This is a genomic window from Pseudomonas sp. B34(2017), assembly GCF_002112915.1.
In the GTDB taxonomy this organism is placed as follows: Bacteria; Pseudomonadota; Gammaproteobacteria; order Pseudomonadales; family Pseudomonadaceae; genus Aquipseudomonas; species Aquipseudomonas pharyngis.
The window spans coordinates 193421-215659 of sequence record NZ_NEJA01000002.1; the positions used below are offsets into that span (position 1 = coordinate 193421).

The window sequence follows — 22239 nt, forward strand, 5'->3', positions numbered from 1 at the left end:
CGCTTGGGAACGACAGGTGGGGGGACTGAGTGCAGCTTTGCCCATTGCGCCGTACTGCCGGTCGGGTGGACCGGATTGAGGAGCCAGTTGCTGGCGATATGCGCGGGCAGGTCCGGATGGGTGATAAGCGGACGGTAAAAGGAATCCTCTCCCGGCTCGATACCGTCAACTCGGAAACGGGCCCAGAGGTTACCTCATCAGCGTAGGCGGTATTGCCGTGTTGCGCCATTGTGCCTCGCACATCGTGGGAGACCTTTGCGACTTCAACCGATCACAAGCAGGTGGCAGGATTACGATCCATCGAGTCCCACTCGACATGACTTCGGTCATTGGGCGAATCATCGATGAATCTCGAGCGGTTCCAGCAAAGGGTGAAAGCTGCATGCCATCAGGCATGCAGGGCCGAGCGGGCAGGTTCAGTCTTGGAGATGGATTCAATCCGTTTCATTTTGCAGCCAGCAGTCGCTTGGCGGTAGCAAGGATTGAATCGATATTGAAAGGCTTTTCCAGGACAGCATTGAACAAGTCCGATCTCTCCATGCCGAGGTGGGCTTGTGCGCCGCTGATCAGAATGATGGGCAAGAGATGCGCTGAGGGCAGGGCGCGGACGGCCGTGGCGAATTCGAGTCCGTCCATTACCGGCATCATGAAGTCGGTAATGATCAGGTCAGGGCGCTCTCGCTCAAGTACCTCAAGCCCTTTTTTGCCATTGCTGGCCTTTACGACCATGAAGCCTTCGTCCTCCAGCGCAAAGCCGAGAATGTCAGCGATCAAATATTCGTCGTCGACAACCAGGATGGTGGTCATGAGAATGCAACCTGAATAGAAGACCTAGGAAAATGAACCTGGCAGGGCTGCAGGATTAGGAACTGGCGGTTCATTTCTTGAAGCCTTTTTCAGATCAACGTCCTGGTCACGGATGACCACTTCAAATCGCGAAGGGTCATAAGAGCTATCTCTGACTTTAAGAATGGAAATGGTTCTGCTTAGTTCAGAGTCATTCTCGAAGAACCGCATCAGCATCAGATTGTCGACGATGCTGGACAGGTCAGAGTTTGGTGAACTGATCTCGGAGCCGAACAGATCTCGCATCTCCCAAGAGGCAAACACGGTCACGCCCCTGGAACGTAATTCGTTCATGAGGGCACTGTAAAAGTCAGTAATTCGGGCTGGATTCGTCGAGACGCGCGTCATGCCGCTAAGGCTGTCGATGAATAAACGCTTGATGCCCTTTTCTTCGACGATGCTCAGCAACCTTGAGCCCAGGCCGTCCAGGAGACCTTCGGTGGTCGGTTGCCACGCGATGCTCAACGCACCGCTTTCTTCCATGCCTTTGATGTCGATTCCTAGTGACTGGCCCTTCAGGCGTAACCGCTCCGGGCTTTCATAAAAGCCAAAATGCAGGCCCGGTGCCTTCACCGTCGACTCACCCAGGAATTTAAGACCTAGGGTTGTCTTGCCTATTCCTGACGGGCCCATGACCAGCGTCACGCTGGAACTGTGCAGCCCGCCACCCAGTATCGTGTCCAGAGAATGTATACCGCTGGGGATGCGCGTCATGTTGGCGCTGTCGGGCGAAGAGGGGTGGCTGTAGAGGCTTTCCAGGCGCGGATAAACCACCAGACCGTTCTCGGTGATTTCGCACTCGTGAAGCCCGGTCAGTGCCGCGCTGCCCCGGGTTTTACGCAGTTGAATACGACGCACCGAGCGGGTGCCATAAAGCTCCTCTCCCATTTCGATCACGCCATCCACCATGGTGTGCTCGGGGCTGCCGTCATCCAGTCGGGAACTGGTGAGAAACAACACGGTGCATCCAGCAAATGCAGCGTGCCCTTGCAATTCAGAGATGAACTTCTTGGTGTCGATGGGCGAGTCGGCTTTAGAGCGTGCGTTCAGCAAGCCGTCGACAACCATGACTGTGGCCTTCTGGCGGCTGATCTCACGCCTCAGCAGTTTTACGACTTCATCCAGACCTTCATTTTCCAGCGTATCGAATGCGCTGACGAACTGGATTTCAGCGCCAACTTTGGAAGCGTCGTAAAAGCTCAAGGTGGACAGAAACTGAAAAAGCCGGTCATGGGATTCGGCAAGCAGTGTCGCTACCAGAACACGGCCGCCGTTGCGCGCATGATGGAATCCAAGTTGGTTGGCGAGGATCGTTTTGCCCGACCCTGGACGCCCCTGAATAATGTAGGAAGCGCCTGAGACCAATCCGCCCTTGAGCAGAGCATCCAGGCCTTCGATTCCACTCTGAAGGCGATTTAACTTTTCCACTATGCGACCCTGATCTTGAAATCATGCTGTTAAACCGAATGTACGGGATGCTAACGCCATTTGTGTGCCGGAGCTATCTGCACTTCACTGACGTTTCAGGCAGCAGTGCCGGTAAAGCTATTCATTCGCCGCTGAACATGCGTTGGAGCAGCAACGCAACTTACTCAACCTGGTTGCACACTCTTTTCCACCCTGGGCGGCTCCAGCATTGTCAGCGGATGAACTACGCTCCTGAAACAACCCCCGCAGATTGAAGAAAACAGTACAAAGGGTCGATATGACCAGAAGGCTGGAGGGAACCAACAGGCCATTCTTCAGGATCCGGTTTCCCTGATGTTCATTGCCCGGAGTACGCTCCGTGAGAAACCAGCAGCGATGAGCCTTGGAGATGAAGGCTTTGCCTGATGCTGGCGGCTGGATCTCATATAGCCTAAGCGTAGCTTTTTATTCCCAAAACGAAGTTCATATTAATTTTATAGTGCGTTTTAATCTAAACAGGTATTTCCTGATTGGAGCATTCGCACTTGAAGATCCCCACACATTTGACACTTGGCCTGGCGCTCGCCGTCAGTTGCGCGGCAGCCTTCGCCGGGCCCACCCTCGATCGCGTGACGCAAAAAGGTGAGCTCACCGGTGTCCTGATGGAGAGTTACCCGCCGTTCTCTTTTCTCAATGACCAGAACCAGCTCGACGGCTTCGATGTGGATGTCGCTAAAGCTGTGGCCGAGCGCCTTGGGGTCAAGTTGAAACTTGAAACGCCTTCCTGGGACGTGATTGCCGCGGGGCACTGGAACGGTCGATACGACATCTGCGTGTGCTCGATGACACCGAGCAAGGCGCGGGCCGAAGTGTTCGACTTCCCCGTGGAGTATTACCAGTCACCGGCGGTGATCGTGGTCAATGCGAAGGACAAGGACATCGTCACTGGCAAAGATTTGTCCGGCAAAAAAGTCGGTGTGATCAGTGCCTCGACTTATGAGGCTTATCTGAACAAGGACCTGGTCATTGAAGGCGCCGAGGACAAACCGTTGAGCTATCCGTTCGACAATGTCCAGATCGCCCCTTACGACAATGAAACCGTTGCCTTCCAGGATCTCGCACTGGGTACCGGCGTGCGCCTGGATGCCATGGTCACCAACCTGATCACCGCGCGCGAACGCATCGCTCAGGATCCGCGCTTCAAGATCGCCGGAGATCCACTGTATGCCGAACCGAACGTCGTGGCGGTCGAGAAGGGTGATCCGCAATGGAATGCGAAAGTCACCGAGGTCATCGCACAACTCAAGACTGACGGCACGCTGAGCAAAATATCCCGCAAGTGGATCGGTTCTGATATCAGCCAATGACAGCCATCAATCCGCATCCGGCCAAAGCGGCTGTCAGCCCGCAAAAGCAGCCGCCACTGACACGTCAGCTGTTCGGTTTTCGCACGCGCCTGTATCTGACGTGGGCGGCGCTGTCGGGTCTGGGCGTGTGGTTTTTCATGCGCTTCGATCTGAAGTTTTCGATCATTGCGGAAAAGTGGCCAAACCTGGTCGGCCTGCATCTGGGGCCGAACGGGTTCTTGCAAGGCGCGGCGCTGACGATATTCCTGTGTTTCTGCTCGATCTGGTTTTCGTTATTGCTGGGCTTTGTCACCGCGTTGGCCAGGCTGTCGAGCAGCGCCGTGGCGTTTGGTATCGCCAGCTTCTACGCCTCGTTTTTTCGCGGCACGCCACTGTTGATCCAGATCCTGTTGATCTATCTGGGGCTGCCGCAGTTGGGTGTGGTGCCAGGCGCAATCAGCGCCGGGATCATCGCGCTGTCGCTCAACTACGGGGCTTATCTCAGTGAGATTTTTCGTGCCGGCATCCTCGCGGTTGCCCCGGGTCAGCGCGAAGCCGCCGCCGCACTGGGCCTGAGGCCGGCCGCGACGTTCATCCATATCATCCTGCCGCAAGCCATGCGCACGATCATTCCGCCGACCACCAGCCAGTTCATTTCGATGCTCAAGGACTCTTCCCTGATTTCGGTCATGGGGGTTTGGGAAGTGATGTTTCTGGCGCAGTCGTACGGGCGTTCGTCCTACCGTTACATTGAAATGCTGACCACCGCAGCCGCCATCTATTGGCTGTTATCCATCGGTCTCGAACTGATCCAGCATCGCCTCGAACGCCATTACGGCAGAGGCTTCAAGCATCAGCGCTGAGCCATTCCGTTGAATGATTTCTTGCAGGAACCACGATGTCCGATCCTAAACCTCTGCTTTTTGCACTCTATGAACAAGCCAGCGTCGGCTGCGGCGGTGCGCCGAGCCTCTGGACGCACCCGGCTGACGAACGCCTGGCGATCAACTCGCTGGGCTACTGGTCAAACCTGGCGCGGATTGCCGATCAGGCGCACCTCGATATGTTGTTCTTTGGTGATGTGCTGGGTTTCTACGATGTGTTCGGCGGCAATGCCGATGCAGCCATGAAGTGGGCGGTGGAAGCACCGGCCAACGATCCGTTGATGATCATTCCAGCGTTGGCGGCCGTGACGGAAAACCTGGCGTTTGGTGTCACGGTGACCACCAGTTATGAACACCCGTTTACCCACGCCCGGCGCTTCAGCACGCTTGATCACCTCACCAATGGGCGAGTGGGCTGGAACATCGTCACCTCTTACCTGTCCAGCGCCGCCCGCAATTTCGGGCTGGAGCAAATGATCAAGCATGACGATCGCTATGAACGCGCCGAGGAGTTTCTCGATGTGGTGTACAAACTCTGGGAAGGCAGTTGGGCAGACGATGCCGTGGTTGCCGACAAGGCCCGCCAGCTGTATGCCAGAGGCGAGCGGGTGCGACCGATCAATCACGAGGGTGCGCACTATCGCGTGGCCGGGCCGCACCTGACCGCTCCGTCCCCGCAGCGCACCCCGTTGCTGATTCAGGCGGGCTGGTCGGGACGCGGTCGAGAGTTCGCCGCCAAGCATGCGGAACTGATCTTCATCGCCAAATCCAACCCGCAGGAAATCCGGCAGGGCCTGGAAGACATCTGGGCCCAGGCTCAGGCGCGTGGGCGTCAACGTGAAGACGTGAAATCGTTGACGGTGTTGCGCATCGTCACGGCCAAAACCGAAATCGAAGCCCAGCGCAAATACGACGAGCTGCAAAGCAACTATCACTTGCAGGCACAACTGGTCAGTTACGCCGGCGACACCGGCATCGACATCAGCCGCTACGCCGACAGCGATGCACTCTCGACGCACACCGAAGGCCTGACCTCATACGTCATGCGCCCCGATGGCAGTGGCAAGCCGCTGACGGCGGGTGATGTGAAAAAGCGCTTCGCCAGTGTTACCCGTGGCAGCGACCTGATTCTCGTCGGTACACCGCAGCAAGTCGCCGAGCGCATCGAAGAACACGCGCGAATTTCCGGCACCAGCGGCTATATGCTCAACCCATTGCTCAGCCCAGGCAGCCTTGAGGACTTTGTCGAACTGGTGATTCCCGAACTGCAAAAGCGTGGGCTGTACCGTACTCAACCGCAAAGCGGCACTTTCCGCTCGCGGTTACGGGCAGATCACTCCAATCACCTGCCTGACTCGGCCTATGGGGCTTCGTTCCGCTTCGACAAGGCGCTTCATGGCTGACGCTATTTAACCGCATACACCTTGCGTACATAGCGCGTGCTTTTCCAGGCGCACGGTGCCCCGCGCGCAACAAATACGCTGTCGCCGGTATTGACGGTCATGCTCGACCCCTCAGGTGTCTGCAACGTTACGCTGCCTTCGATCAGATACATCAGCTCATTGAGCTTGTGCGGGCGACCGTGACGTTCGTAGGGCGTCGAGTCCCACACGCCGACACGCAGATCGGTTATGGCATCTTCGAAGGCATTATGTGACCGGCATTGCGGTGTCGGACCGATCAGGATCTGCTGCTCCGGCGCGGCGGAGGGGGACAGGTGCGCGAGCGGGTCGAGCAAGGTCAGGCCGGGTGTCGCGGCTGCGCTGGCCATGGCGCAAAACGCCCACCGGGTGCCGGTCTGCGCCTCGATCTGCAGGGCTGTGCCACGGCCGATGACTGCGCTGGCGCCGACGGCCAGTTCCAGCGTCCGCTCGCGGGTTTTCAACGTCACATGCCCCGCGTGAACCACGATCACTTCGGTGTGCGGGAAGTCCTCGATATCAAGGCTTGCGCCTGCTTCGACGATGCCTGCAGATATACCGTCGCTCCCTGACCAGGCGACCTGACGTCCGGTCGAGAAAGGGTCTGCAGCGTTCAAGGGTTGCTGTTTGAAAGCGGTGTCGACGCGACTGCCATCGGCACGAGCCAACAGCATGATGCAAGGTTCGGACATACGGGTGACGCTCCAGATATTGAGAGGATTTATTGAGGGGCGGCAAGCGCCAGCGCGATAGTCAGCCGATGGCTTGAGTGACCAGGGCAAACTGCCGAACGCCATTGTTTGCTTGCGGTGCTGCACCGCGGGACATTTGTGCCACGGTGTCGACCTTCTTCAGGCCGGCTGCTTCCAGCCAGTCGGAAAGGCCACAATCCGCTGGAATATCAATGCGCACAAAGGCGTCCGGTATCCCGGCCAGCAATGTCGCGATCAGATGTTGGGCCTGTCCAAGGTTTTCGGCGATCAGCGGGCCGATGCAACGACCGCGACCGAACGGGCGCAGCAGGGCGAAGGCGCGCAACTGACCGTCGCGCACAATGCCCACCGAATGTTCTACGACAGAGAACAAATCGTTGAGCACCGCTTGCCGATCCAGCCCGCTGCCGGCATTGGCCAGTTCCAGCACCCGCGCATGATCCGCTTCTCGCAGTGGGCGGCATTCTTCACCGTCTGCCAATGGGCCGGGCAGAGGGGCTTGCGCCTGGCCCTGATGCTGCTGAATCCGGCCAAACTCGACAAAACCCTGGCTGGCATACAGCGGTGCGCCGGCCACGGTTGCATTCAATATCGCCGTGCTTGACTGGCAAGCCTGCAGTGCGTGTTCCATGAGCTTTCGCCCGATGCCCTGGCCCTGGTAATCGTCACTGACAATGACCAGGCCAATGGTCGTGAAATCACCTTGCGGGCAGGCGAACGCGGTGCCGATCAAACGCTCGCCATCGAGTACGACAAAGCCCTTGCTGACCCGTTGCAGCATGGCCCAGTCGTCAAGTCGATGGGGCCACTTCAATTGCACGGACAGGGCATGGGCCTTGGGCAGGTCGTCGGCAGTCATCGGCCGATAGACGTAGGAAGGGAGTGGGGTGGACATGGCGATTCTCCGATCAAGAGTGTGCGCTGGCGCCGGGTTTTGCGGCGAGGTGACGCCTGTATCCCATCTGGATGAAAGCCTGACAAGGGGGCAGGGAATATTCGGCAGATTCCGCAAAGTGAGGTCCCGAAGACCACACTTACTACTTAATCGGGGCCTTCTGCCGGCAGCAAATGCTTGGGCTTATTTACCCTATAAAAGGCTTGCGCGCAGCCTCGTCGCTCACGGCGCTGGATGCGCTTTCAATTGCTTCAATCAGTACCGGACAGACCTGCGCCGCAGCAACTGATGCCAAGCCTGCGATGGGGCGCAGTTTCTGCGGGCAAAGTCGCTGTCGGAAATCAAAAACGCCAGATAAAGGTCCATAAGTGCGCATGAACCGGGGCTTTGCCCAAGGCTGGAGCGCACCGCAAAGTCTGCTGAGCGGCGTGACCAAAACGGTGATTTGTATCGAACGGAGGTCGCTTTTAACGCCATCTGCTGATTTCACGGTGTTGTAATGACGGTGTGCTGCAGCGTTGCATCGCTACTGCGCAAACCAGGCAAATGCTTGTAGCGCCATTGACCTCAACGAACTTCAGGAACGCACTCAATGAGCTTTCTTCGCCCCAAATTCATTACCTTCGACTGCTACGGAACGCTGACCAATTTCCACATGGGCACGATGACCCGCGAACTCTTCGCCGATCGCGTTCCCGCTGAGCAGATGGATCAGTTCGTCAAGGATTTCTCGGCCTATCGCCTCGATCAGGTCATGGGCGACTGGATGCCGTATGACGAGATTCTCAAGACCGCTCTGGCGCGTACCTGCAAGCGTTGGGGAATCGAATACCGCGAAGAAGGCCAGCTGTATTACGACGCCGTTCCGACCTGGGGCCCGCACCCGGACGTACCGGCCGGCCTGTCGAAAATCGCCGACAAGATTCCCCTGGTGATTTTCTCCAACGCCAGCAACAGCCAGATCATGTCCAACGTCGAAAAACTCGGCGCACCTTTTCACAAAGTCTTCACGGCCGAACAGGCACAAGCCTACAAACCACGTCTGGCGGCGTTCGAGTACATGCTCGACAACCTCAACTGCGGCCCGGAAGACATCTTGCATGTGTCCTCCAGCTTCCGTTACGACCTGATGCCGGCCCACGACATGAAGATCAAGAACAAGGCCTTCGTCGCCCGTGGCCACGAAGTACCGGGCAATGCGTTCTACAGCTACCACCAGATCCCGGACATTGGCGGTCTGGCCGCACTGGTCGGCCTGTAACGACATCCTCATTGGCAAAGGCGGGATTGAACATGGGCAGTGAATCCTACTGGCTCGACAGCGCACCGGCCTTCACCGGCGCACAGCTCGGCGGTTTGCCCGGGCAAGTCGATGTGGCCATCGTCGGTGGCGGTTTCACCGGGCTGGCGGCGGCCCGGGCCCTGGCGCTCAAGGGTGCCAGTGTGGTGGTGCTGGAAGCCGGGCGCGTGATCGGCGAGGCCTCGGGACGCAATGGCGGGCAGTGCAACACGGGGGTGGCGCAGGATTACGCCAGCCTCAGCGCCAGCCTCGGTGCCGACCGGGCCAAAGCCTATTACCAGGCTTACGAAAGTGCCGTGCAAAGCGTTGTGTCGCTGGTCGAGCAGGAGCAGATCGCCTGTGACCTGCTGCGCAACGGCAAGCTGAAACTGGCGGCAAAACCGCTGCACTACGAAGGGCTGGCCCGCACCTGCGAGCTGATTCGCAACGAAGTCGATGCCGATGTTGAATTGCTGTCTGCCGAACAGACCCGTACCGAAGTCAACTCTGCGCAGTTCCATGGCGGCCTGTTGCAGCGCAATGGCGTGCAGATGCACGTCGGGCGTTTCGGCATCGGTCTGGCAGAAGCGGCGGTGCGTCACGGCGCGCTGGTCCATGAGGGCACCCCGGTGCTCGACTGGAAAGCCCGGGCTGGTGGTTATCAGGTCAACACCAGCAAGGGATCGCTGCACGCCGGGCAGGTTCTGCTGGCGACCGGTGCCTGTCAGCACGGTGGTCTGGGCTGGTATCGGCGGCGAATCGTACCGGTGGGCAGCTTCGTCATTGCCACCGAGGTTCTGCCGCGGGCGCTGATCGACCAGTTGCTGCCGGGGCGCCGCGCTTATGTCACCAGTCGAATGATCGGTAACTACTTCCGCCTGACCCCGGACAACCGCCTGCTGTTTGGCGGGCGTGCGCGGTTTGCCATGTCCGACAGTGTCAACGATGCCAAGAGCGGCAAGGTGCTGCAGGCGGCAATGATCCAGATGTTTCCGCAACTGGCCGGCGTCAGGATCGATTACTGCTGGGGCGGCCTGGTAGACATGACCTCCGACCGTTTGCCGCGAGCCGGCCAGCACGGCGGCGTGTTCCATTCGATGGGCTACAGCGGCCACGGCGTGCAGATGTCGGTGCACATGGGGCAGGTGATGGCTGATGTGATGGCGGGCAATGCCGAGGCCAACCCGTGGCGTGAACTCGACTGGCCGGCGATCCCCGGGCATTTCGGCAAGCCGTGGTTCCTGCCTTTCGTGGGCGCCTATTACCGCTTTCAGGACTATTTGCATTGAGCTGATGCTGTGGCTTTACCGTCGTTTGCGTTTCCAGGACGTTCCGGCCAACCGGAACACTTGAGCCTTCTTAATTTCGACAGGTAGCACTGAAATGACTGATCACAAGAACGACTCACCTCTGATCTCGGGCGAAGAAAGCCTGCGAGTGTTCGAAGGCCTCAATCGCGGCATGTCACGCCGTCACGCGTTGCAAATGCTCGGCGTCGCCGGTGTAGCGGCTGCCGGCGCCGGCAGCCTGTTCGGTGCCGCGGGCAAGCTGTTGGCCGACGACACGGCGACGCCGGGCAAAGGCAAACAGGGTGGGCGCATACGTGTCGCCGGCATGTCCAGCTCCACCGCCGACACCCTCGACCCGGCCAAAGGCGCGCTGTCCACCGACTATGTGCGGCACTACATGTTCTACAACGGCCTGACCCGTTTCGACGCGCACCTGGTGCCGCAACTGGAACTGGCCGAGCGCATCGATAACACCGACGCGACCCTGTGGACAATCACCCTGCGCAAGGACGTGACTTTCCACAACGGCAAAACCCTCAGCGCGGCCGACGTGGTGTTCTCGCTGTCACGACACAAGGATCCGCTGACGGGTTCCAAAGTCATGCCGCTGATGGAGCAGTTCGCCGAAATCAAGGCCACAGGGGCCAACGAAGTACAGATTCGCCTGACGGCCCCGAACGCCGAATTGCCGTCGATTCTGGCCGTCTCGCATCTGCTGATCGTTCCCGAAGGCACCACTGACTTCAACCAGGGCATTGGCACCGGACCGTTCAAGGTCAAGGAGTTCAAACCGGGCGTACGTTCGGTTGCCGCACGCAACACCGGCTACTGGAAGCCAGGCCTGCCGTACCTCGACGAAATCGAATTCATTGCCATCGGCGACGAGCCGTCGCGGGTCAACGCGCTGCTGTCCGGCGATGTGCACATGATCAACGAGGTCAACCCGCGATCCACCGACCGGATCAAGGCCAGCGCCAGACACCGGGTCGTTGATGCGCCGTCGGGCAACTACACTGATTTGATCATCCGTCAGGATCAGCTGCCGGGTCAGAACGCTGATTTCACCCAGGCGATGAAGTACCTGCTCGATCGCGAACAGATCAAGTCGGCGGTGTTTCGCGGCTTTGCCGTGGTCGGCAACGATCATCCGATCGCGCCCGGCTCGCGCTACTACAACAGTGACCTGCCGCAAACAGTCTACGACCCGGAAAAAGCCAAATTCCTGCTGAAAAAAGCGGGCATGGAAAACATCAGCATGGAGCTGTTTGCGTCGCCTGCCGCAACGGGTTCCGTCGATATCGCAGTGCTGTTGCAGCAGTCGGCCAAGCAGGCGGGGCTCAAACTCGACGTCAAGCGCCTGCCGAGCGACGGCTACTGGTCCAACCACTGGATGAAGCACCCGATCAGCTTCGGCAACATCAACCCACGTCCGAACGCCGACGTGATGTTCTCGCAGTTCTTCCAGTCGAAGGCGCCGTGGAACGAGTCCGGCTGGAAGAACGAACAGTTCGATCAGTTGCTGATGCTCGCCCGCGGCGAAACCGACGATGCCAAGCGCGGCAAGATGTACGCGGACATGCAGACCCTGGTGCACGACCACTGTGGCATCGGCATTCCGGTGTTCATCAGCAACATCGACGGCGTCGATCAACGGATCAAGGGCTACGGCAGCAACCCGCTCGGCGGCTTCATGGGTTACATGTTCGCCGAGCAGGTCTGGCTGGACGCTTGAACAGAGCCGTCGAAATGAACGGCAAGCCAGGTGCAGGAGGGTAGGCGATGAATAGCAGCACACTGTGGTTGATCGGTCGACGGCTGGGCGCCGCGATCGTGACTTTGTTGATCGTATCGATGGTCGTGTTCGCGATCACGGCGGTACTGCCTGGAGACGCGGCGCAACAATCCCTTGGCCAGTTTGCCACCCCGGAACAGGTGGCGGCGCTGCGTCTGAAACTGGGGCTCGATCAACCCGGTGTGGTGCGTTACCTGCACTGGTTGATGAGCCTGCTCAGTGGCGATATGGGCGTGTCGGTATCCAACGCGATGCCGGTCGTCGAGCTGATGGCCGGGCGCGTGCCCAACACCTTGATGCTGGCGGCCGCCACGGCGCTGGTGTCGGTGCCGGTGGCGCTGGTTCTCGGCATCGGCTCGGCGATGGGTCGTGGCGGGCGGATCGACAGTGTCTTGAGTTTCACCACCCTGGCCATGGTCGCGGTGCCAGAGTTTCTGGTGGCGACCCTCGCGGTGCTGATCTTTGCGGTAAACCTGGGCTGGTTGTCGGCGCTGTCCTATGCCAGCGACATCACTTCACCGTGGCAATTCATGCGCACCTACGCCTTGCCGGTGATGACGCTGTGCTGCGTAATCGTTGCGCAAATGGCGCGGATGACACGCGCAGCAGTGATCGATCAGCTCGACAGTCCCTACGTGGAAATGGCCCGGCTCAAAGGCGTCAGTCCGATGCGCATCGTACTGCGCCACGCCTTGCCCAATGCCATCGGGCCGATCGCCAATGCGATTGCGCTGAGCCTGTCGTATCTGCTCGGCGGGGTGGTGATTGTCGAAACCATCTTCAACTATCCCGGCATCGCCAGCCTGATGGTCGATGCCGTGACCAACCGTGACATGGCACTGGTGCAGGCTTGCACCATGTTGTTCTGTACGGCTTATCTGGGTCTGGTGCTGATTGCCGACCTGTGCGCGATTCTGTCCAATCCGAGGCTGAGAAACCAATGAACAATCTCATTGTGAAATCGACGCCCGCGGCCCCCGATCTGTCAGCCGGCAAGGTGTCTCACGGGCCCGCGTGGCTGGGGCTCATCGGCGCCGCCATCTGCGTTATCTGGCTGCTGGTCGCGTTGTTCGGCCCGTGGCTGGCGCCGCATCCGGTCGGCGAAGTGGTTTCAGGCAATGTGTTCGACAACATCAGCGCGGTGTACCCGTTCGGCACTGATTATCTGGGCCGCGATATGCTCAGCCGGGTGCTCGTCGGCGCACGTTTCACCGTGGGCCTGGCGTTGATTGCGGCGGTGCTGGCCAGTGCGCTGGGCACCGGTTGCGCGCTGCTGTCGGTGGTCTCGCCGAAGTGGCTGGACGAAGTGATCAGCCGCTTGATGGACGCCTTTATCTCGATTCCGAGCAAGATGCTCGCGTTGATCATGGTCTCGGCGTTCGGCTCTTCAGTGACGCTGTTGATCAGCACGGCAGTGTTGAGCTTCGCCCCGGGCGCGTTCCGTATCGCCCGCAGCATGGCGGTGAACATCGAAGCGCTGGAGTATGTGCAGGTCGCCCGAACCCGTGGCGAGCGGCGCTTGTACATCGCGTGCGTGGAGATCCTGCCGAACATGCTCAACCCGGTGCTGACTGACCTGGGCTTGCGGTTTGGTTTCATCGTGCTGCTGCTCAGCGGCATGAGTTTTCTCGGGCTGGGCGTGCAACCGCCGGATGCCGACCTCGGTTCGCTGGTGCGGGAAAATATCGGCGGCCTCAATCAGGGTGCGCCGGCCATCGTCATCCCGGCGCTTGCCATCGGCACCCTGACCATCGGCGTGAATCTGTTTATCGACAGAGTGTCGTCGCGACGCAGTCGCCGCACGGGAGGCCATTGAAATGACCCAATTGATTCGAGTTGAAGACCTGCGCGTGGTCGCTTGCGGCGAGCACGGTGAAACCGAAATCGTAAAAGGCGTGAGCTTTGCCCTGGAACAAGGTGAAGTGCTGGCGTTGATCGGCGAGTCGGGCTCGGGCAAGACCACCATTGCCCTCGCTCTGTTGGGGTATGCCCGACGGGGCTGTCGGTTGTCCGGCGGCGTGGTGCAGGTCGGCGAGCACAACATGCTCGCGCTCAGCGAGCAGCAATTGCAGGGCCTGCGCGGTAATCGGGTGTCGTATATCGCGCAGAGCGCTGCGGCGGCTTTCAACCCGGCGAAGAAGCTGATCGACCAAGTGGTGGAGGGCGCCTTGATTCACGGCCTCGGCACCCGCGCCGCCCTTGAGGCCAAGGCCATTGAACTGTTCCGCGACCTGGCCCTGCCGGACCCGGATCACATCGGCCAGCGTTACCCGCATCAGGTGTCCGGCGGGCAACTGCAGCGGGTGATGGCGGCAATGGCGCTGATCAGTGATCCGTTGCTGGTCATCCTCGACGAACCGACCACGGCGCTCGATGTGACGACCCAGATCGACGTGTTGCGAGCGTTCAAACGCGTGGTGCGTGATCGTGGCGCAACAGCGGTGTATGTGTCCCATGACCTGGCCGTGGTGGCGCAAATGGCCGATCAGATTGTCGTGCTCAATGGCGGTCAGATCTTCGAACAAAGCGCCACGGCGGCGCTGCTCAAAGGCCCGCGTCATGAATACACCCGCAGTTTGCTGGCCGCCGCGCGACCGGACACGACGATCCGCCCACCTGGCGGTATTGCCGAAGAAACTCCGCTGCTGACCATTCGCGGACTGACCGCCGGTTACGGCAACAAGAACACCCAGGGCATGCCGGCCATTCGTGTACTGGAAGACATTGATCTGACCGTGCGCCGGGGCCAGGCGATTGGCGTGATCGGCGAGTCGGGTTCGGGCAAGTCAACGCTGGCCCGCGTGGTGGCCGGCTTGCTGACGCCGGCATTGGGCGGGCTGACCTTTGACGGGCAACCGCTGGGCGGTTGTCTGGCCGAACGCAGCGACGAGCAATTCCGGCGGATCCAGATGGTGTTCCAGAACGCCGACACGGCGCTCAATCCGATGCACAGCATCAGCACGATTCTGAGTCGGCCGCTGAAGATGTATTTCAACCTCAAAGGCGCGGCGTTGCGCGAGCGTATCGGCGAATTGCTGGATCTGGTGCGCCTGCCGCGAGCTCTGGCCGAGCGTCGTCCGAGTGAATTGTCCGGCGGGCAGAAACAGCGGGTGAACCTGGCGCGGGCACTGGCGGCCAAACCCGATCTGATCCTCTGCGATGAAGTGACCTCGGCGCTGGACACCGTGGTCGGTGCAGCGATTCTTGAGTTGCTCCGCGACTTGCGTGAGCAGCTCGGCGTGTCCTACCTGTTCATCAGTCATGACATCTCCACCGTGCGCGCGCTGTGCGATGACGTGGTGGTGATGTACAGCGGCCACAAGGTTCAGGCCGGCAGCCGCCAGTCGTTTGCGCAGGCACCGTTCCATCCCTACACCGATCTGTTGATTCACTCGGTGCCGGAGCTGCGCCAGGGCTGGCTGGAAACCTGCGGGACGACTTGCGGCGAACTGCCGCCCATCGGGCCCAAAGCCAATGTGGCCGAGCTGTGCACCTTCCTCAATCGCTGCCCGGTGCGTGTCGATGGCCTGTGCAACCGTACGGCACCCAACCGCCGAATCATCGACGGTGGCAGTGAAATTCTTTGCCACCACGACAGCGTCGAACTGCTGAAAACCCAGCGCGACGTGACCACCTTCAATCAGGGAGCCTATGCATGAGCGCTCGTTTTGTGAGACTGGCCGAGCAGGGCCGGGTGACCGTCGGGTTGACCGTGGATGGCGTGCCCATCAAGGCGTTGCAGGGCGATACATTGATGGTCGCATTGCTCACTCAGGGCAATGCGTTGCGTCAGTCGGAGTTCGATGCCGGTCGACGTGCCGGGTTCTGCCTGATGGGCGCCTGCCAGGATTGCTGGGTGTGGACGCGCAGCGGCGAACGTCTGCGTGCGTGCTCCAGTGAAGTCCGTGAAGGGCTGGATCTCGTCACCACACAACCGGAGGCGACATGGCCACTGCACGGGTAGTTATCGTCGGCGCCGGCCCTGCGGGGATTCGCTGCGCCGAGACGTTGGTGAAGGCCGGCATCAAACCGGTCCTGATCGATGAAAATCGCCGCGACGGCGGCCAGATCTATCGGCGCCAACCCGAAGGTTTCACCCGCGACTACCGCGCGCTGTACGGCACTGAAGCGGCCAAGGCGCGCGACCTGCACGAGAGTTTCGAGCGCTTGCGCCCACACATCGATTACCGCCCTGACACGCTGGTGTGGAATCTGGTGCCCAGGCAGTTGAGCTGCGTCAGTCAGGGTCACCATACGACGGTGGACTTCGACGCGTTGATCCTGTGCACCGGCGCCACGGACCGTTTGATGCCCATTGAAGGCTGGCAGCTGGCGGGCACCTACAGCCTCGGCGGGGCGCAGATCGCGCTCAAGTCGCAGGCGGTTTCCATCGGCCATCGCGTGGTGTTCATGGGCAGCGGCCCGCTGTTGTATCTGGTGGCCAGCCAGTACGTGAAGGCCGGCGCCAACGTCGCCGCGGTGCTTGATACATCGCCGATGAGCAAACGTATTGTGGCGCTGCCGAAGATGCTCGCGCGGCCCGGGGTGTTGCTCACCGGGATGAAACTGTTGGCGCAGTTGTATCAGGCAAAAATTCCGGTGCACCTGGGAATCAAGCCGGAGCAGATTTCGGGAGATGCCACCCACGGCGTCAGTGGCGTGCGCGTGCGCTCAGCCAAGGGCGAAACCCTGGACATCGATTGCGATGCCGTGGCCCTGGGGTATCACTTGCGTCCGGAAACCCAGTTGGCCGATCTGGCCGGGTGTCGCATGCGTTTTGATGAAGCGTCCGGCCAATGGTGGCTGGCGCTTGATGAAGAGGGCCGCACTTCGGCCAGCGGTGTGTATGCCGCCGGCGACGGCGCAAAGATTCGCGGCGCCGATGCGGCTGAACATGCCGGACGTCTGGTGGCGATGGCGCTGCTGGAGGATCAGCAACAACCGGTGGATGCCGGTTTGCGCGCAGAGCAACGGCGTGCACTGGCGGTGATGGATCAGTTCCGCCTCGGTCTGGCGCAGGCATTTCCCTGGCCCGCCGAACAGGCCGGGGCGTTGCCGGACTCGGCGATCGTCTGTCGCTGCGAGATGATCAGCGCGGGCGAACTGCGCCGTACGGTCAGTGAAAAGGGCGCGTGTGAAGTCAATCGGGCCAAGGCCTTCAGCCGGGTCGGCATGGGCCGCTGCCAGGGCCGCTACTGCTCGCAGGCCGGCGCCGAAGTAATTGCCGCCGCGGCCGGTGTAAGTGTGCAACAGGTCGGCCGCCAACGCGGTCAGGCCCCCGTCAAACCGTTGCCGATGGTCATCATCGAGGAGCCGTCATGAACCCGCAGAAAAGTGATGTATTGATTATCGGCGGCGGCATCATGGGTGCGGCGTCAGCGTTTTTCCTGCGTCAGCGCGGGCACTCCGTGACCCTGCTCGAGCGCGACCTGATTGGCCAATACGCCAGCGGCGTCAACTTCGGCAACGTGCGGCGTCAGGGTCGTTATCTGGGGCAACTGGAGTTGGCCAACCGTTCCTTTGCGCTGTGGAAGCGCTTGCCGGAGCTGATTGACGACGATCTGGAATTCATCGCCAGCGGCCACATGCGTGTGTGTTACCGCGAAGACGAAATTGCCGAGCTCGAGGCGTATGCCGCTGCACCGGAGGCGGCCCAACTGGATCTGCAGGTCTATCGCGGCGCTGAACTGCATCGGCGCTTTCCGTTTCTGGGACCGGACGTGAAGGGGGGCTCCTACGCACCGCACGACGGTCACGCCAACCCGCGTCTGGCGGCGCCGGCATTTGCCCGGGCGGCGCGGCGGATCGGTGCGCGTATCGAAGAACAGACCGAAGTGGCCCAGGTGCAGAAAACCGCAGGCGAGTTCAGCGTCACCACCACCGATGGCCGGCAATATCGCGCCGCACAACTGCTGATCACTGCCGGCGCCTGGGGCGAGAAACTGTCCGCGCAGTTCGGCGAACCGGTTCCGCTGGACACCCATGGCCCGCAGATGGCGGTGACGGAACCGGTGCCGTACGCCTTGCCGACGGTGATTGGGGTGTTCACCAAAATCCCTGAGGAAGTCATTTATTTCCGGCAGATTCCGCGCGGCAACATCATCATTGGCGGCGGCTATCGCAGCAAACCGGACATGCTCAATCGTCGCGCTTATGTCGAGCCGCGCAGCATCCTCAACCAGATCCGGCAAATGCGCCGACTGCTGCCGGGTGTCGGCAATCTGAACATCATTCGGGTCTGGAGCGGCATCGAAAGCTATCTGCCGGACTCGCTGCCGATCATGGGGCCAAGCGGTACGGTCGATGGCCTGTATTACGCGTTCGGCTTCTGTGGCCATGGCTTCCAGTTGGGGCCGGGCGTCGGTGACGTCATGGCTGAGCTGATCAGCACCGGCAGCACTTCCACGTTGATCGAACCCTTTTCCATACGCCGGTTCGCCCCCTTGGCCGAACAACGGAGCAAAGCCTCATGAAACCCCGTGTACTGGAGATTCTCAAACGATTGATTGCGTTCGAGACCGTGTCGTCGGAATCGAACATGGCGTTGATCGAGTACGTTCGCGAGTTGCTGCTGAGCAAGGGCATCGAGTCGCTGATCGTCAAGGACGAAAGCGGCAAGAAGGCCAATCTGTTTGCCAGTACCGGTCCGAAAGACCAACCGGGTATTCTGCTGTCCGGACACACCGACGTGGTGCCAGCAGCGGGGCAGGCGTGGACGGTTCCACCGTTCCAGCTGACGCAGCAGAACGGGCGGGTTTACGGGCGCGGCAGTTGCGACATGAAAGGCTTTATCGCGCTGGCCATCGACGCGATGCTTGATGCTGCTGAACATTCCCTCAGCCGTCCGCTGCAGCTGGCGCTGTCACACGACGAGGAAATCGGCTGCGTTGGCGTGCGGCGTTTGCTCGATGTGCTGCACCTGGCGCCGGTGCGGCCGTTCCTGTGCCTGATCGGCGAACCGACCAACATGCAGTTTGTGCTGGGGCACAAGGGCAAGGGCTCGTACCGCACCTATTGTCGGGGGCTGGAGGCGCATTCTTCGCTGGCGCCGCGCTCGGTCAACGCGATCCACGTGGCCTGCGATTTCATTGCTGCGTTGCGTGAATCCCAGCGCCAACTGCAGGAGCAGGGCGCCCGGGATGCCGATTACGACGTGCCTTACACCACCGTGCACGTCGGCCAGATCGGCGGTGGCCGGGCGCTGAATATCGTGCCGAATCTGTGCACGGTGGATTTTGAAGTGCGCAATTTGCCGGCCGATGATCTGCAACAGATTCTCGCGCAGATGCAGGAGCGTGCCGAGGTGATCGTGCGCGAGGCGCAGAAGCTCTCGAGCGTGGCAGCCATCGAGATTGAAACGGTCAACGTCTATCCCGGACTGGACACCCACCCGAGCGTCGAAGCGGTACGGTTCCTGAAAAATTTCGCGGCGCCGGATACCGCGACGTCCAAGGTTTCGTTCGGTACGGAAGGCGGGTTGTTCAAGCAGCGTCTGGATGTGCCGGTGGTTGTCTGTGGGCCCGGATCGATCGAGCAGGCACACAAGCCGGACGAGTTTATCGAGATCAGCCAGATGGAGGCGGGGGAGCGCTTTCTGGATGGCCTGCTCGGTTCGCTGAAAAGATAGAAAAACAGCAGTTCTGCTGTTCCACCGCCAATTTCAGCAGCCGACACTGTCCGCTACGCGCTTTCAGCATCCTTATCCGTCGAGTCTCCCTAGACTGGAATCTGTCTCGGATCAGGACTCGACCATGCTCAAGAATCGTTTGAAAGACCCCGGTCTTCTCGCAGAACTCGCTTACGTGAACGGCCAGTGGATCGGCGCCGATGACCGCGCGACCCTGGATGTCGTCGACCCGGCCAGCGGCGAATTGATCGGCCGCGTGCCCGCCATGCAAGGCGTGGAAACCCGGCGCGCCATTGCCGCCGCCGAACAGGCCTGGCCCGCCTGGCGGGCACGACCGGCCGCCGAACGTGCGGCGCTGTTGGAGCGTTGGTATCAGGCGATGATCGACAACCTCGACGATCTGGCGCTGATCATGACTTGCGAACAAGGCAAGCCGCTGAATGAAGCCAAAGGTGAAATCCGCTACGGCGCGGGTTTCGTCAAATGGTTTGCCGAAGAGGCGCGGCGGATTTACGGCGAAACCATGCCGGCCCCCAGCGGTGACCGCCGACTGTTGACCCTCAAGCAACCGGTGGGTGTCTGTGCGGCGATCACGCCCTGGAATTTCCCCAACGCGATGATTACCCGCAAGTGTGCACCGGCCCTGGCGGCAGGGTGCCCGATCATCGTCAAGCCGTCGGATCTGACGCCGCTGTCGGCGCTCGCGTTGGCGGTGCTGGCTGAGCGCGTCGGCATTCCGGCCGGGGTGTTCAATGTGCTGACCGGCATGCCCGCCGGGATTGGCGAAGAGCTGACCGGCAACCCGACGGTACGCAAGATTTCCTTCACCGGTTCCACTGCGGTGGGCCGTTTGCTGATGCGCCAGAGTGCCGAACACATCAAGCGATTGAGCCTGGAACTCGGCGGCAACGCACCGTTCATTGTGTTTGACGACGCTGATCTTGAGCAGGCGATTACCGGGATCATGCTGAGCAAGTTTCGCAACGCCGGGCAGACCTGCGTCTGCGCCAACCGGATTCTAGTGCAGGACGGCATTTACCCGCGTTTTGCCCAGCGTCTGGTCGAGGAGGTCGGCAAACTCAAGGTCGGCAATGGCCTGCAAGACAACGTGACCATCGGCCCGCTGATCAACAAGGCCGCCGTGAGCAAGGTCGCCCGCCACATCGATGATGCCTTGAGTCAGGGCGCGCAGTTGCTCTGCGGTGGCGTTCCGCAGGGCGACAGTCAATTTGTGCAACCGACGGTGCTTGGCGATGCCCACGCCGGCATGCTCCTGGCCAATGAAGAAACCTTCGGCCCCGTCGCGCCGCTGATGCGGTTCACCGACGAAGCCGAAGCCTTGGCCCTGGCCAACGCCACACCGTTTGGCCTCGGCGCCTATTACTTCACTCAAGACTTGCGTCGCTCATGGCGTTTCGGCGAAGCGCTGGAATTCGGCATGGTTGGCCTCAACACCGGAATCATCTCGATGGAAGTCGCGCCGTTCGGCGGCATCAAGCAATCGGGGCTGGGCCGTGAAGGCAGCAAATACGGTCTTGACGAATACCTTGAAGTCAAAGCCTTCCACATCGGCGGCTTGTAACTTCACAACAACGGGGAGCCACAACTGATGAGCAAGGTCTTCAAGATCGCCGCGATTGCCGGCGACGGGATTGGCAAGGAAGTGCTGCCCGAGGGGCTGCGGGTTCTGGAGCAGGCCGCGAAGAAATGGCAGCTGGACTTGAGCATTGAAGTGCTCGACTGGGCGCATTGCGATTATTACCTGGAACACGGGCAGATGATGCCCGAGGACTGGTTTGAACAGCTCAAGGGCTTCGACGCGATTTACTTCGGCGCCGTGGGCTGGCCGGAGAAAGTGCCAGACCATATTTCCCTGTGGGGGTCGCTGCTGAAATTCCGTCGCGACTTCGACCAGTACGTGAATATCCGCCCGGTGCGCTTGTTCCCCGGGGTGCCATGCCCGTTGGCCGGACGCGAACCGGGGGATATCGATTTCGTGGTGATTCGCGAGAACACCGAAGGCGAGTACTCATCGGTCGGCGGCAAGATGTTCGAAGGCACGGAGCATGAGTTCGTGCTGCAGGAATCGGTCTTCACCCGCCGGGGTGTCGACCGGATTCTCAAGTTTGCCTTCGACCTGGCCCAGACCCGGCCACGCAAGCGCCTGACCGCAGCGACCAAGTCCAACGGCATTTCGATCAGCATGCCTTATTGGGACGAGCGCACTGCGCTGATGGCTGCGCAGTACCCGGAAGTGACGTGGGACAAGCAGCACATCGATATCTTGTGCGCGCGCTTCGTTCTGCAACCGGATCGGTTCGATGTGGTGGTGGCGTCCAACCTGTTCGGCGACATCCTCTCCGACCTGGGGCCGGCGTGTGCCGGAACCATCGGCATTGCGCCGTCGGCCAACCTTGATCCGCAGCGACGCTTTCCGTCGCTGTTCGAGCCGGTGCATGGTTCGGCGCCGGACATCTATGGGCAGAACATCGCCAACCCGATTGCGATGATCTGGTCCGGGGCGCTGATGCTCGATTTCCTGGGCAACGGTGACGAGCGTTATCGTGCAGCACACGACGGGATCCTGCAGGCGATCGAGCGGGTGATCGCCGAGGGCCCGATCACCCCGGATCTGGGCGGGAAGGGCTCGACCCAGGATGTCGGCAGGGCCATCGCCGAGTTCCTCTGAAACATCGTCATCCTCTGCATGAGTGAGCCTGCTCACTCGTGCAGAGGGTAT

General features: G+C 60.5%; 19 protein-coding genes. 15 read left to right on the forward strand and 4 right to left on the reverse strand.

Going from position 1 to position 22239, the window contains the following annotated elements; translation table 11 throughout:
* Positions 1-444: 444 nt before the first annotated feature.
* Positions 445-807, reverse strand: a complete 363-nt coding sequence (locus CAF80_RS06440) for a response regulator (protein ID WP_074690543.1) — start codon at positions 805-807, stop codon at positions 445-447.
* A gap of 24 nt (positions 808-831) precedes the next feature.
* Positions 832-2277 carry an ATPase domain-containing protein gene (locus tag CAF80_RS06445; protein WP_166742306.1) on the reverse strand — a complete coding sequence of 482 codons (1446 nt, stop codon included), beginning with the start codon at positions 2275-2277 and terminating at the stop codon, positions 832-834.
* A gap of 521 nt (positions 2278-2798) precedes the next feature.
* On the opposite strand from CAF80_RS06445, the gene CAF80_RS06450 reads away from it, so the two are divergent.
* From CAF80_RS06450 to CAF80_RS06460, 3 genes are read left to right on the forward strand one after another with little or no spacing between them, the layout of a single operon-like run.
* Entirely contained in the window at positions 2799-3620 is an 822-nt protein-coding gene (locus CAF80_RS06450; RefSeq protein WP_039768560.1) for an ABC transporter substrate-binding protein, read from the forward strand.
* On the forward strand, positions 3617-4462 hold the full coding sequence (locus CAF80_RS06455) for an amino acid ABC transporter permease (protein WP_074690544.1): 846 nt from the start codon (positions 3617-3619) through the stop codon (positions 4460-4462). Before CAF80_RS06450 ends, CAF80_RS06455 begins: the two co-directional genes overlap by 4 nt.
* Positions 4463-4497: 35 nt before the next feature.
* Positions 4498-5886 (forward strand): LLM class flavin-dependent oxidoreductase, encoded by a 1389-nt coding sequence (locus tag CAF80_RS06460; RefSeq protein WP_085667020.1) that lies wholly within the window; start codon positions 4498-4500, stop codon positions 5884-5886.
* A gap of 2 nt (positions 5887-5888) precedes the next feature.
* On the opposite strand, the gene CAF80_RS06465 is transcribed toward CAF80_RS06460, so the two are convergent.
* Both CAF80_RS06465 and CAF80_RS06470 read right to left on the reverse strand, forming a co-directional pair.
* On the reverse strand, positions 5889-6596 hold the full coding sequence (locus CAF80_RS06465; protein WP_074690546.1) for a cupin domain-containing protein: 708 nt from the start codon (positions 6594-6596) through the stop codon (positions 5889-5891).
* Positions 6597-6657: 61 nt separating this feature from the next.
* On the reverse strand, positions 6658-7512 hold the full coding sequence (locus tag CAF80_RS06470) for a GNAT family N-acetyltransferase (protein WP_074690547.1): 855 nt from the start codon (positions 7510-7512) through the stop codon (positions 6658-6660).
* A 592-nt stretch (positions 7513-8104) separates the two neighbouring features.
* On the opposite strand from CAF80_RS06470, the gene CAF80_RS06475 reads away from it, so the two are divergent.
* From CAF80_RS06475 to CAF80_RS06530, 12 genes are all read left to right on the forward strand, one after another.
* Positions 8105-8773: a haloacid dehalogenase type II gene (locus CAF80_RS06475; RefSeq protein WP_039768553.1), complete on the forward strand. Its 669-nt coding sequence runs from the start codon at positions 8105-8107 to the stop codon at positions 8771-8773.
* 32 nt (positions 8774-8805) lie between these two features.
* Positions 8806-10080, forward strand: coding sequence for an FAD-binding oxidoreductase (locus CAF80_RS06480; RefSeq protein ID WP_074690548.1), 1275 nt, complete (start codon positions 8806-8808; stop codon positions 10078-10080).
* A 94-nt stretch (positions 10081-10174) separates the two neighbouring features.
* Positions 10175-11812, forward strand: a complete 1638-nt coding sequence (locus CAF80_RS06485) for an ABC transporter substrate-binding protein (protein WP_039768550.1) — start codon at positions 10175-10177, stop codon at positions 11810-11812.
* 47 nt (positions 11813-11859) lie between these two features.
* Positions 11860-12816 (forward strand): ABC transporter permease, encoded by a 957-nt coding sequence (locus tag CAF80_RS06490; protein ID WP_039768548.1) that lies wholly within the window; start codon positions 11860-11862, stop codon positions 12814-12816.
* A complete protein-coding gene (locus CAF80_RS06495; RefSeq protein ID WP_039768547.1) occupies positions 12813-13688 on the forward strand; it encodes an ABC transporter permease in 876 nt (291 codons plus the stop codon). The genes CAF80_RS06490 and CAF80_RS06495 overlap by 4 nt, the downstream gene beginning before the upstream one ends.
* Before the next feature lies 1 nt (position 13689).
* The gene (locus CAF80_RS06500) at positions 13690-15531 is read left to right on the forward strand and encodes an ABC transporter ATP-binding protein (protein ID WP_074690549.1); all 1842 of its coding nucleotides are present in this window, start codon (positions 13690-13692) and stop codon (positions 15529-15531) included.
* The gene (locus CAF80_RS06505) at positions 15528-15836 is read left to right on the forward strand and encodes a (2Fe-2S)-binding protein (protein ID WP_039768543.1); all 309 of its coding nucleotides are present in this window, start codon (positions 15528-15530) and stop codon (positions 15834-15836) included. The genes CAF80_RS06500 and CAF80_RS06505 overlap by 4 nt, the downstream gene beginning before the upstream one ends.
* Positions 15818-17194: an NAD(P)/FAD-dependent oxidoreductase gene (locus CAF80_RS06510; RefSeq protein ID WP_074690550.1), complete on the forward strand. Its 1377-nt coding sequence runs from the start codon at positions 15818-15820 to the stop codon at positions 17192-17194. Before CAF80_RS06505 ends, CAF80_RS06510 begins: the two co-directional genes overlap by 19 nt.
* Positions 17191-18345 carry an FAD-binding oxidoreductase gene (locus CAF80_RS06515; RefSeq protein ID WP_039768540.1) on the forward strand — a complete coding sequence of 385 codons (1155 nt, stop codon included), beginning with the start codon at positions 17191-17193 and terminating at the stop codon, positions 18343-18345. The genes CAF80_RS06510 and CAF80_RS06515 overlap by 4 nt, the downstream gene beginning before the upstream one ends.
* Positions 18342-19499, forward strand: coding sequence for an acetylornithine deacetylase (gene argE, locus CAF80_RS06520; protein WP_074690551.1), 1158 nt, complete (start codon positions 18342-18344; stop codon positions 19497-19499). Before CAF80_RS06515 ends, argE begins: the two co-directional genes overlap by 4 nt.
* Positions 19500-19623: 124 nt before the next feature.
* Positions 19624-21081 (forward strand): NAD-dependent succinate-semialdehyde dehydrogenase, encoded by a 1458-nt coding sequence (locus CAF80_RS06525; RefSeq protein ID WP_039768536.1) that lies wholly within the window; start codon positions 19624-19626, stop codon positions 21079-21081.
* A gap of 27 nt (positions 21082-21108) precedes the next feature.
* A complete protein-coding gene (locus tag CAF80_RS06530) occupies positions 21109-22188 on the forward strand; it encodes a tartrate dehydrogenase (protein WP_074690552.1) in 1080 nt (359 codons plus the stop codon).
* Positions 22189-22239 lie beyond the last annotated feature (51 nt).

What these genes read in the sequence shown, in the direction of transcription:
- CAF80_RS06440 (WP_074690543.1), bottom strand. Translation starts at nt 807, where the DNA reads ATGACCACCATCCTGGTTGTCGACGACGAATATTTGATCGCTGACATT.
- CAF80_RS06455 (WP_074690544.1), top strand. Translation starts at nt 3,617, where the DNA reads ATGACAGCCATCAATCCGCATCCGGCCAAAGCGGCTGTCAGCCCGCAA.
- CAF80_RS06460 (WP_085667020.1), top strand. Translation starts at nt 4,498, where the DNA reads ATGTCCGATCCTAAACCTCTGCTTTTTGCACTCTATGAACAAGCCAGC.
- CAF80_RS06465 (WP_074690546.1), bottom strand. Translation starts at nt 6,596, where the DNA reads ATGTCCGAACCTTGCATCATGCTGTTGGCTCGTGCCGATGGCAGTCGC.
- CAF80_RS06470 (WP_074690547.1), bottom strand. Translation starts at nt 7,512, where the DNA reads ATGTCCACCCCACTCCCTTCCTACGTCTATCGGCCGATGACTGCCGAC.
- CAF80_RS06475 (WP_039768553.1), top strand. Translation starts at nt 8,105, where the DNA reads ATGAGCTTTCTTCGCCCCAAATTCATTACCTTCGACTGCTACGGAACG.
- CAF80_RS06480 (WP_074690548.1), top strand. Translation starts at nt 8,806, where the DNA reads ATGGGCAGTGAATCCTACTGGCTCGACAGCGCACCGGCCTTCACCGGC.
- CAF80_RS06485 (WP_039768550.1), top strand. Translation starts at nt 10,175, where the DNA reads ATGACTGATCACAAGAACGACTCACCTCTGATCTCGGGCGAAGAAAGC.
- CAF80_RS06490 (WP_039768548.1), top strand. Translation starts at nt 11,860, where the DNA reads ATGAATAGCAGCACACTGTGGTTGATCGGTCGACGGCTGGGCGCCGCG.
- CAF80_RS06495 (WP_039768547.1), top strand. Translation starts at nt 12,813, where the DNA reads ATGAACAATCTCATTGTGAAATCGACGCCCGCGGCCCCCGATCTGTCA.
- CAF80_RS06500 (WP_074690549.1), top strand. Translation starts at nt 13,690, where the DNA reads ATGACCCAATTGATTCGAGTTGAAGACCTGCGCGTGGTCGCTTGCGGC.
- CAF80_RS06505 (WP_039768543.1), top strand. Translation starts at nt 15,528, where the DNA reads ATGAGCGCTCGTTTTGTGAGACTGGCCGAGCAGGGCCGGGTGACCGTC.
- CAF80_RS06510 (WP_074690550.1), top strand. Translation starts at nt 15,818, where the DNA reads ATGGCCACTGCACGGGTAGTTATCGTCGGCGCCGGCCCTGCGGGGATT.
- CAF80_RS06515 (WP_039768540.1), top strand. Translation starts at nt 17,191, where the DNA reads ATGAACCCGCAGAAAAGTGATGTATTGATTATCGGCGGCGGCATCATG.
- argE (WP_074690551.1), top strand. Translation starts at nt 18,342, where the DNA reads ATGAAACCCCGTGTACTGGAGATTCTCAAACGATTGATTGCGTTCGAG.
- CAF80_RS06525 (WP_039768536.1), top strand. Translation starts at nt 19,624, where the DNA reads ATGCTCAAGAATCGTTTGAAAGACCCCGGTCTTCTCGCAGAACTCGCT.
- CAF80_RS06530 (WP_074690552.1), top strand. Translation starts at nt 21,109, where the DNA reads ATGAGCAAGGTCTTCAAGATCGCCGCGATTGCCGGCGACGGGATTGGC.